This window comes from Acinetobacter sp. T_3_1 (assembly GCF_025377055.1).
Taxonomy (GTDB): domain Bacteria; phylum Pseudomonadota; class Gammaproteobacteria; order Pseudomonadales; family Moraxellaceae; genus Acinetobacter; species Acinetobacter kookii.
Genome location: NZ_JACHVD010000002.1, coordinates 462911 through 473400, shown reverse-complemented (window position 1 = coordinate 473400; position 10490 = coordinate 462911). Strand labels below are relative to the sequence as shown.

The 10490-nt window shown below is 40.8% G+C and carries 11 protein-coding genes, 1 rRNA gene and 1 pseudogene; 6 read left to right on the top strand and 7 right to left on the bottom strand.

Annotation, left to right across the window (positions count from 1 at the left end; translation table 11 throughout):
* Positions 1 to 32 precede the first annotated feature (32 nt).
* From rrf to H4I94_RS16290, 3 genes and pseudogenes are all read left to right on the top strand, one after another.
* A 5S ribosomal RNA gene (rrf, locus tag H4I94_RS04840) occupies positions 33 to 147 on the top strand.
* 233 nt (positions 148 to 380) lie between these two features.
* A pseudogene (locus tag H4I94_RS16295) lies at positions 381 to 494 on the top strand (DUF4256 domain-containing protein); the annotation flags it as partial.
* A gap of 20 nt (positions 495 to 514) precedes the next feature.
* The gene (locus tag H4I94_RS16290; RefSeq protein ID WP_409976740.1) at positions 515 to 631 is read left to right on the top strand and encodes a DUF4256 domain-containing protein; all 117 of its coding nucleotides are present in this window, start codon (positions 515 to 517) and stop codon (positions 629 to 631) included.
* Positions 632 to 684: 53 nt separating this feature from the next.
* Here H4I94_RS16290 and H4I94_RS04835 read toward each other — a convergent pair whose 3' ends face one another.
* The 7 genes from H4I94_RS04835 to H4I94_RS04805 all read right to left on the bottom strand — a co-directional run bounded on the left by H4I94_RS04835 (position 685) and on the right by H4I94_RS04805 (position 7663).
* Positions 685 to 1260 carry a transglycosylase SLT domain-containing protein gene (locus H4I94_RS04835; RefSeq protein ID WP_092819704.1) on the bottom strand — a complete coding sequence of 192 codons (576 nt, stop codon included), beginning with the start codon at positions 1258 to 1260 and terminating at the stop codon, positions 685 to 687.
* 215 nt (positions 1261 to 1475) lie between these two features.
* Entirely contained in the window at positions 1476 to 2018 is a 543-nt protein-coding gene (locus tag H4I94_RS04830; protein WP_092819703.1) for a type 1 glutamine amidotransferase domain-containing protein, read from the bottom strand.
* Positions 2019 to 2380: 362 nt separating this feature from the next.
* Positions 2381 to 2875 (bottom strand): GNAT family N-acetyltransferase, encoded by a 495-nt coding sequence (locus tag H4I94_RS04825; RefSeq protein ID WP_261181974.1) that lies wholly within the window; start codon positions 2873 to 2875, stop codon positions 2381 to 2383.
* A gap of 95 nt (positions 2876 to 2970) precedes the next feature.
* Positions 2971 to 4170: an acyl-CoA dehydrogenase family protein gene (locus tag H4I94_RS04820; RefSeq protein WP_261181973.1), complete on the bottom strand. Its 1200-nt coding sequence runs from the start codon at positions 4168 to 4170 to the stop codon at positions 2971 to 2973.
* Positions 4171 to 4194: 24 nt separating this feature from the next.
* Positions 4195 to 5481: an acyl-CoA dehydrogenase family protein gene (locus H4I94_RS04815; RefSeq protein WP_261181999.1), complete on the bottom strand. Its 1287-nt coding sequence runs from the start codon at positions 5479 to 5481 to the stop codon at positions 4195 to 4197.
* A 235-nt stretch (positions 5482 to 5716) separates the two neighbouring features.
* Entirely contained in the window at positions 5717 to 7090 is a 1374-nt protein-coding gene (locus H4I94_RS04810) for an ABC1 kinase family protein (protein ID WP_261181972.1), read from the bottom strand.
* A gap of 267 nt (positions 7091 to 7357) precedes the next feature.
* Positions 7358 to 7663, bottom strand: coding sequence for a hypothetical protein (locus H4I94_RS04805; RefSeq protein WP_261181971.1), 306 nt, complete (start codon positions 7661 to 7663; stop codon positions 7358 to 7360).
* A gap of 205 nt (positions 7664 to 7868) precedes the next feature.
* Between H4I94_RS04805 and H4I94_RS04800 the strand changes: the two genes are divergently transcribed.
* The 3 genes from H4I94_RS04800 to aroC all read left to right on the top strand — a co-directional run bounded on the left by H4I94_RS04800 (position 7869) and on the right by aroC (position 10454).
* A complete protein-coding gene (locus tag H4I94_RS04800) occupies positions 7869 to 8234 on the top strand; it encodes a lysozyme inhibitor LprI family protein (protein WP_261181970.1) in 366 nt (121 codons plus the stop codon).
* Between the two features lie 102 nt (positions 8235 to 8336).
* Positions 8337 to 9347, top strand: a complete 1011-nt coding sequence (gene prmB, locus H4I94_RS04795) for a 50S ribosomal protein L3 N(5)-glutamine methyltransferase (RefSeq protein ID WP_261181969.1) — start codon at positions 8337 to 8339, stop codon at positions 9345 to 9347.
* Between the two features lie 12 nt (positions 9348 to 9359).
* Positions 9360 to 10454 carry a chorismate synthase gene (aroC, locus tag H4I94_RS04790; RefSeq protein WP_261181968.1) on the top strand — a complete coding sequence of 365 codons (1095 nt, stop codon included), beginning with the start codon at positions 9360 to 9362 and terminating at the stop codon, positions 10452 to 10454.
* Positions 10455 to 10490 lie beyond the last annotated feature (36 nt).

Here is a 10490-nt window from a genome sequence, read left to right as displayed (position 1 = left end):
AATAAGACCAAACGCAAAGTCATAACAGTTGTGCTGGCGACCATAGCAAGAGTGAACCACCTGATCCCTTCCCGAACTCAGAAGTGAAACCTCTTAGCGCTGATGGTAGTGTGGGATTACCCATGTGAGAGTAAGTCATCGCCAGCTCATTATTCGAAAGCCCCCTCTAATGAGGGGGCTTTTTTTATGTGGGGAGTTTTAAAAAAATTTAGATGAAGAAGAATCAGTAAATTTTTTGGTATTTAAAAAGGATTTGAACAGAATGTGCATTGGCATAAATCCATCCATTATATCTTTATTGATTTGTCGTGTAGAGAGTCCATTTGGTCGAAGAAGTTGCTCTTATGCTTGAGAGGCATTAGCTTCTAAAAGCCAATAAACCTGACTGCTCTGTACCAGATATGCTTTCATATATGGGTGTCGAATTGCTAATAGAGCGTAATTATTATGAGCTTCAGACAATAGGTTCAATTGATATGAAAATTTTAACCTAGTTATTTACTCTGGAAAATATTTGAAAAAAAGTGGAGCTTTATTTGGTGATAAGCATTATGGTGAAGTTTTTATTTATCATAATGGCGCTGAATCATATTATATTGATCGTTATTTTCAGACTTTATTAAAAGTCTGAAAATAACTTAACCTAAAAACTTCTCTCATTAAATGGAAAATTTTAGGCTAAATTTATAAGGCATCTTTTAGTGTTTCTTGATGTTGTTTAACTTGTTCTGCATATTTTTCCCCTTGTTTTTTCATCTTACTATTGGAGTTATAACCCGTAGGACCTACATTATAATAAGCTAAAGCCTTTGGCCAACTCCCGGCTTTACTGTTGTAGGAGGCTAAAATATAAGTACCGCAATTGATATTATTATATTCTTCAATCAGATCACCTGGGCAAGTTTGTTGCCAATAACGTGGAATGACTTGAGTTAATCCGACCGCTCCAGCAGGTGAAATCACATAGTTTCTATAGCTTGATTCTTGGCGAATCACGGCAGCCAATAATATTGGATCCACATTATATTTATCAGCACTCTGAATAATCATCGGGGAAACACGGTTGGCAGTGTCTGGTGCTACTGAATAGGCTTTTTGAATGCCTGTTGATAATTTTGCAGACCGTTTAACAACTGAGTGGCTAGAAGAACATCCAGCAAAAGCTAACGTAGTAATAATGATAGCTACAGATTTAAATGTATATAAATGATAGTTTGAATTTTTTGACGATAAATGTGAGAAATATTGTGTAAACAACAAAGTTCAAAACCCAAAGTAAAAGTTTATTGCAGCTATGCTAATGGGCTAAATAGGATGAGTCAAGCACCCACATTTTGATGGATTCGATCAATGGATAAATATGGTCAGGCTCTTAAATTATAATTAAAACTAATTCAATTATTTAAACTAGAAATACATTGTCCCATTAGTTGAATGGGACTTTTCAGCTAAAGATATTTATTAAAAAATGTTTTTTAATGATCCAGTTCCTGCAAAATTGCCTGATTAAATGCAGGAATATCATCTGGAGATCGTGATGTGATCAACGGCCAATTATTGGTATTGCATCGATGTACTTCTTCATCTACCCACTTGGCACCCGCATTTTCCAAATCTAAGCGGATACTTTTATAAGAGGTTAAATTTTTATCTTTAATCCGCTGTGCATTAATTAAGGTCCAAGGGCCATGGCAAATAGCTGCAACCGGTTTGGCATTGTCGGTAAAGTGCTGAATAATTTTATGGGCATTTTCATTCAAACGGAGAGTATCAGCATTTACTGTCCCTCCTGGGATGACTAAAATATCATAATCTTCTGGAGAGACTTTAGCCAAAGTTGTTTGCGGAGTATAAGCCATGGCATGTTCTTTATCACTCTTAACAGTTTGGACGTCTTTTTGTTCTTCTGCAGCATGAATGACTTCAATTCCTTTAGATTGTAGAAATTCAAGAGGTTTGATCAGTTCATCTTGTTCAACACCGATATTGGAAGTTATGAATAAGGCTTTTTTAGTCATGTTAATGATCCTGAATCATTTAGATAAACTTTGACATTAACAAAGCGACTCAATCAAGCTGTACAATTTTTGGCTTATTCTTGTTAAGGTTTGAAAATGTCAAAAAATAAGCCCCATAGCTGGATGAGGCTTATTTATCTTATGAGGGTGATTAACTTCTGTTTTAGCATCCTGCTTAGATCGTTTATTCTTTATATTAGGGAAACTTCCTGCTTTCTGAGGGTTTTAGCATAAATTTATGACTCGATATACTGTAGAAGTTAATGAATACTTTCAGTGTAGGTAAAAGTAGACAACAAGGCGTCAATTCAATCGCAAGAACCTCTAATGGTTAAATGGATAAAACAATAAAATAAGACCGATTATAATTGCTTTTCCATCCAGATTTCGCAGGCATGGCTATGACCAGTGTTGCCTCTAGGTTGCTCTAAATATTGAAAACCTAATTTTTCATAGAGTTTTACTGCTTGCCATAGTTCCTTGGTTGTTTCCAGGTAACATGATTGAAAACCTTGCAGTTGTGCAAACTGAAAGGCTTTTTCTAAAAGTTGTTTGGCAAAGCCTAAGCCTCGGACTTCAGGCAAAAAATACATTTTTTGAATTTCTAAAATTGTAGGGTCGCCCTTTAAAGGTGATAAGCCACCGCCACCCAGAATTTTGCCCTGTTGATTTTCAATTACCCAGTATTGTGCATTTGCTTGCTGATAAACTGTATATAAATCATCTAAAACGGGATCGGCAACTGCAAAACCAGATTCGGGAGCGAGTCCAAATTCTTTAGAAACTTCGCGAATAACCTGTGCAATTTCAGTATTATCTTTGGGTCGAATAGGTCGAATAGGTCGAATTTGGTACATAAAGTTAAAATGAAGGAATTCAAAAGAAGAGATGGATTCTTATAACAAAAAATCCATCTCTTGCAAGGTGTTTATCCATTAAACCTGTTAAAAACTTATTTTAATTCACTTGAACTCTTAGCTAATTCACGTCGTGCGATAATCAGTTGTTGAATTTGTTGAGTACCTTCAAAAATATCAAGAATTTTTGAGTCACGTGCCCATTTTTCTAACAATTCCTCTTCGTTATATCCCACGCTTGCTGCAAGCTCTACGCATTTTAAGGTGATTTCATTACAGATTCGACCTGCCTTGGCTTTAGAAATGGAGGCTTCTCTTGAGTTTGGCTTTTTGTTGTCAGCCATCCAGGCCGCCTTCATGGTGAGTAAACGTGCCGCTTCCCATTCAGCTTCCATTCGGTAAATCTGTGCGGCAATATGCGAGGTCTGTAAATAGGGTGTCCGGTAATTTTCATCTAATTGATCTTTGAAAATTTCCTTAATTCTTTCCAGGGATGCTTTGGCACATCCGACTGCCATCGCTGCGACCAGTGGGCGAGTATTGTCAAAAGTTTCCATGACGCCAGCAAAACCTTTGGCGACATCAATTTCAGCATGTCCCAACAGATTTTCTGCAGGCACGCGGCAGTCAATAAAGCTGATGACAGCGGTATCAGAGGCTTTGATGCCAAGTTTATGCTCCAGGCGCTCTACTTTCATGCCGGGTGTTCCTTTTGGAACGACAAAGGATTTAATGGCAGCCCGGCCGAGTTTCTTGTCTAATGTTGCCCAGACCACTACAGCATCGGCACGCTCACCCGAGGTGACGAAAATTTTTTCACCATTGAGGATGTAGTCATTGCCATCTTTGGTTGCTGTGGTTCGAATGGCTGCCGAGTCTGAACCGCAACCGGGTTCCGTAATGGCCATGGCCGCCCATGTGCCTTTAAAGCGTTCCAGCTGTTCATCATTTGCGACAGCGGCAATGGCAAAGTTTCCCAAGCCCTGACGCGGCATACTGAGCAATAGGCCAGTATCTCCATAGCACATCTCGATCACGCCAAGTACCGTGGACATATTGACGCCATTTTTATTGCCTGAATCTGTATTGCCACGCTTGCCCACTGCAGCACCGGCATTGATGCCTTCGCCCCCATCATTCATGCCATCAATGAGTGAGGCGAACATGTCGAGTTCCTTTGGATAGCTGTGTTCGGCTTTGTCATATTTTCGTGAAATGGGGCGTAGTACATTTAAAGCTGATTCATGCGCTTGATCAATCAGCATCTTAAACTTTTTAGGATTTTGTAAATTCATCTGCATAATTCCTGATCTGATAGATTAAGCATGTAAGCCTGAATGCAAAATTGCTGTAGCGCGTAAATCGCGATACCAGCGCTCAACGGGATGTTCTTTGGTAAAGCCATGGCCACCCAGAATTTGCACTCCATCAGTACCAATTTTCATGGATTTTTCAGCACAAAGTAGACGTGCGAGATAAGCCTCACGATGAAAGGGTTTTCCTGCTTCAGCCAGACTGGCCGCATTTAAAATCAACATGCGCATGGCATCAATTTCAATGGCCATATCCGCAATCATAAAGGCAATACTTTGGCGATGTGAAATAGGCTCACCAAATGCAGTACGTTCATTGGCATATTGAATGCAGTAAGCTTTGACGGCTTCACATGTGCCAACCGCCATGGCACACCACATTAAGTTCCCCAGATCTAAAAATGCAAGATAATCAAAGTCATCATCACCTAACAGTTCAGCAGGCGTATTATGGAATTTTAAGCTAACGGTTTCGGTTGCCTTTAGACCCATAGCCGGACTTTTTTGAGCCGTAATACTGCTATCACGTTTAACAATAAACACTTCTGGCGAGCCATTGAGTTCAGCATTGACCAGAAACAGATCAGCCGTTTCACCCAGAATCACCAAGGTTTTTTCGCCATTAATATAGTATTGTCCATTAGCGGAACTGGCTTTGGTTTTTAGTTCCAGTGGGTTAAAGGCAGGCGTGGCTTCCTGGATGGCAAAGGTAGCATGTATCTCGGAATCATCTGCAAAGCTGGATAAATAGGTCGCTTGAACTGGTTCAGAACCCCATTGGGTAATGGCATTAATCACACTGAAGGTGGACAGGAGGCCTGCGCATAAGCTGAAATCACCCTTGGCTAAATGTTCGGCAATTAAAATATTGCTTAAAATATTCTTTTCAGCAGCTACACCGCCCAATGCTTCAGGAAGTGCGTAATAGTTTAGGCCTAGGTCAGCAGCATGTTGCCAAAGTATGGCTGGAAATTGCTCGTTATTGTTTGCCTCAGCTGCCAGTGGGTAAAGCACTTCGGATGCAAACTGCTCCATGGCATCACAGCTCATTTGCTGTTCTTCAGACAGGCTCAAATCAAAGAGTGATTTTTGCTGATTGGGTAAACGTTGCTTACTGATACCGGAACTGGCTTTAAAGACTTTTTGGGTTTTGCTTAAAGTTTTAAAACCCATTTTTGAGCTTTGATAGAGAGATTTTTCCAGAAATTTGCGCAGTTTGAATTGATCAAGTACCTCGCTACCGGCAATTCTGGTAATGAGGGATAGCCCAAGTCCTTGAGCCTTATTTACCATATTGGTCATTTTTGTCATCCATTGGTTTTTGATTCTTTATATTTTTATGCTGACATGTGAATATGGAAATGACTATGTCATCGCTGACAATTAAAATTGACTTGGATAAACGGTTAAAATAAAGTTTAAATTTGATTAAATAATTGAATCTTATTTATTTTATTATAAGTAAAACTTGGGGTGAACAATAAAAATTGACTAGAATGACAAGACATCATTCTAGTCTGTGCACAGCTTATAGAAAATTCGCCACCATTTTTCGAACATTGGTTTTTGCATCAATGACGGTCATGAAGGTATACGCACCAATGAATTTACGGCTAATAAACATAAACTCTTTAGGGGGTACACTGAAATAACGCGATGCCATCGATTTGGAAGCACGTTGCATGACACGGCTATGAAGTTGGCTTTTTTTCCAGTCATAGCGCTGATTTTCATCCATTACGCCTTCGGGCAAGTCTGGATTATTCATTATGCTACTAAAGGCTTCGGTGGCCAATAAAAACACTTTAGCCATATCTGGCTTGATGCTTTGCGGAATGGAATCAAAAAATTCATAGCCGGTCATGGCATGAACCATTTCATCGATATTATGATCATAACCGGCTTTAATCAGGTTACGGGCGACTTTCAGCAAATGTTCATCAAACTGGCGAATTGCCCCGAAATCCAGCAATACAATCTTGTCTTGAGTTTCTGCGCCATCTCCCAAACGGACCAGATAATTGCCAAAGTTTGGATCGGTTTGCATTTCGCCCCATTCAAAAATTTCACGTACCGCAATCTCGAGAGAGGCTTCGCCTAACTGGTTGCGACGTTCTTGAGGAAGAGAGAGCATCACAGGGCTGTTGATCGGCACGCCACGCTCAAAAGTCATACACAGCACTTGATCGGTACAATACTCATCCACAATTTGCGGGACGATATAACGAGGATCATCTTTTAAACGGTCGGCAAAACGGCGAGTGGTCGCGGCTTCAATTCTATAATTGACTTCACGATGCATCATTTCACGAACTTCATCAAACCACTGATCAAATTCACGGGTTTGTGGCACCATACGGGTCAGTTTGAGCATGTTTTTAAACAGGCTCATGTCTGAATCAATGGCATCTGCCACGCCGGGATACTGGATCTTTAATACGATTTCCAAACCATCCGAATTGCGTGTGGCGCGGTGTACCTGGGCTAAAGAGGCGGTACCCAAAGGTTCACGGTCTACGGTCAAATCATGCAGTTTAGTGCCGAGCTGCTGTTCCAATTGTTGCTTGATGGCCGGCCATGCAAGTGCAACGGTCTGATTGTTTAAGGTATTTAAAGCCTGAGTGATTTCTTCAGGTAAAAAATGTTCGCCATAGAGTGCCATCATTTGCCCGATTTTTACAATCGAACCTTTTAATTTACCAATTTCAGAAACAAGATAATCGGCTTGTTCTTTCATGGCTTTTTTACGTTTCTTTTCTTTTTCTGCTTCGCTTGAAAATAGGGTGGTTGCACTCGATGCAGCCCAGCGCGTTCCTGCGAGTAATGAGGCTTTAGCGATAGATAAGCGTCGATCCATGGAAGAAGTTTTGAGTTGTTTAAGCTTATCGTTCTGATCTGACATTAAACAAAATCCTTAATCAGCAAGTCGCAGAATATTTAATTGTAGCGGATATTACCGTTTATTCACGTATTAAAAAAGTTCAATGTGCTGAATGGAGAGTAAATATGTTTAATATTTCATTTATTTTCCATGAAAAGTGTCACGGTACTTAGACAAAATAGAATTCAAGTGACACCTGCGCTTTGATCATAGACTTCCGATGACATTATATCAGGATTAAAGATAGGGATAGGGCAGAAAACCTGCTGCTCAGGGATGAGCTGAGATTTACATCCGAAATTGAATTTTAATATCGCCTTTCTGCTTTAATAAATTTTTATTGTCCTGAATATGTTTAAAAATCATGGCTTGAACCGTGTCATGCTGAAAACCAAGCGCATAACCTTTGACAATAATGATGCTCGGTAAACTAAAAAACAGATATTTTGCATCATCCTCGGATGGGCTGCTATGAATGGCGTGTGCAAGTAAAGTGTGTTGAAAGAATTTTTTTTCCTTCTGTACCTGTGCAGAAACGGTATCATTCCAGTAGTTTTCACGCATTGCCATTAAATTATTGTGTTTGTAGCTCATAACAATAAAAATATTTTGTAGAAAAAGAATTGAGAATATATGGGGATATTTTAGTCAGATTCAATGTGCAATTTGAATGAATTTGTTATTGGAGCTGGGCTCATAAAGGCTAAGCTTATAGGAATTTGTACATGATTGATGTAGTATCAAGGGATAAACACAATAATAGTATTTGATATTAAGTCTTTTCAGACAGGGGAATATTATGCGATTGGCAATATCAGTGATGCTGAGTCTGGCTGCTTTCTGGTCAAATTCAGTTTTAGCTCAAGGCTATTCTGACGAATATAATAAATGTCTAAACACTTCTTATGGTGAAATTGAAACAGTCAAAAAATGTGTCGACAAAGAACTGAAAAATCAGGAAAAACTTTTAAATAAAGCTTATAAGGGCTATATAAATAAGAATGCGGTTAATCAAACTAGTATCGAGCAACAGCATAAACTTTGGCTTAACCGTGTGGATCAAAAATGCTATTTAAAAGTAACGTCTGCCTATATGGCCGTTAAACAATCCAAGTGTGTACTTGAAATGACAATGGAGCGTACTTACTATTACCAGACCAAATAAATTCGCCATAGATATTTGTTTTTAATCTGGTCGAAACATTATAAAACCCCGCAAAACAAGGTATCATAAGGCGTTTTAAAATTGACCTTGGAGATGCCTTAAGTGGATCAACTGACTATTAGCCCTGAACATTTACAGGAAGCCGCTGAAAACCTAAGCACAATTCGCGATTTTATCCGTTTTGGTGTTTCAGCTCTACGTCAATATGATGCACACTTAGGTCAAGGTACAGAAGATTTTTTTGCTGAAAGCTCGGCTTTAGTCCTGCAAACACTGGCATTGGACTGGAATGCCAACCCGGAAATTTTAGATGCGAAATTGTTGCCAAGCGAAAAAGCAGAATTTATCAGCTTGCTGGAGCGTCGTATCAATGAGAAAGTGCCAACCTCTTATTTATTAAATCTGGCTTATTTCTGCGGGAAACCGTTCTATGTTGACGAGCGTGTACTGATTCCACGTTCACCAATTGCAGAATTGATCAATCAGCGCTTTGCACCTTACTGTCTGGATGAACATGGTCAGATGCGTGAAGCCTTGAACAATCTTCCAGAAAATGATCACCCACAAACACCGCGTCGCATTTTAGACATGTGTACCGGTTCAGGCTGTATTGCAATTGCTCTGGCTTATGCCTTCCCGGAATCTGAAGTGGATGCGACCGATATTTCCAAAGAAGCGTTGGAAGTGGCCTCGATTAACGCTGAACATCACAACATGCAATATCAGGTTGCCTTGATGGAATCCGACTTATTCGCCAAAATTCCTGCCGAAAATCAATACGATTTAATCATATCCAATCCCCCCTATGTGGATGCCGAAGATATGGCAGATTTACCGGCAGAGTTCCTGCATGAGCCTGAGCTTGCACTCGCTGCGGGTCAGGATGGTCTGGATCTGGTGCGTAAAATGCTGGCACAAGCGGCAGATTATTTGACTGAAGATGGTTTGATTGTCATTGAAGTGGGCAATTCGGAATGGGCCATGAAACAGAATTTTAATACTGTGGATTTCCATTGGCTCACTTTCCAGAATGGCGGTTCAGGCATTTTTGCTTTAACCGCAGAGCAGTGCCGTAAATACCGTGATTTATTTGTACAATCTGTTCAAGCATAAGGAGTTGTGAACATGGCGGGTAATAGTATTGGACAACTGTTCCGTGTAACGACTTGCGGAGAATCTCATGGCCTTGGCCTGATGGCAATTGTCGATGGTGTGCCGCCCGGGATTGAACTGACTGAAGCAGATTTACAAAAAGATTTGGACCGCCGCAAACCGGGGACTTCCAAGTTTGCAACTCAGCGTAAAGAACCTGATGAAGTCGAAATCATTTCCGGTGTTTTTGAAGGCAAAACCACAGGTACATCGATTGGTTTATTGATTCGCAATACCGACCAGAAATCGAAAGATTACGGCAATATCGCGCAAACTTTCCGTCCGGGGCATGCGGATTATACCTATACGCAAAAGTATGGTTTCCGCGATTACCGTGGCGGTGGCCGCTCAAGTGCGCGCGAAACAGCAATGCGTGTAGCAGCCGGTGCAATTGCCAAGAAATACTTGGCTGAAAAGTTTGGTATCGTGATTCGTGGTCATGTGACGCAAATCGGTACTGAAAAAACCGAAAAACTGGACTGGAATGAAGTTCCAAACAATCCGTTTTTCTGTGGTGATGTCGATGCCGTGCCACGTTTTGAAGCTTTAGTGACTTCATTACGTGAACAAGGCACCAGCTGTGGTGCGAAGCTGGAAATTCTGGCCGAGAATGTTCCTGTAGGTTGGGGCGAGCCGGTATTTGACCGTCTGGATGCAGATATTGCCCATGCCATGATGAGCATCAATGCGGTGAAAGGCGTGGAAATTGGTGACGGTTTTGCTGTTGCCGAACAGTTTGGTCATGAGTCGCGTGATGAATTAACCACAGAGGGATTCCTGGCCAATCATGCCGGCGGTATTCTGGGTGGAATCTCAAGTGGCCAAACCATTCGTGTTGCGATTGCATTGAAACCGACTGCAAGTATCACTACTCCAGGTAAAACCATTAACATTCAGCGTGAAGATACGGACGTGTTGACCAAAGGCCGTCATGATCCGTGTGTAGGTGTGCGTGCAACGCCAATTGCTGAGGCGATGTTTGCCATTGTACTTATGGACCATTTTATGCGCCATCGTGCACAAAATGCCGATGTAGTTGCACCGTTTGCTCCAATTGAGCCTAAGTGAAGAGCTTTTGTGATCCCCTAAAAAACCAGACGCCAA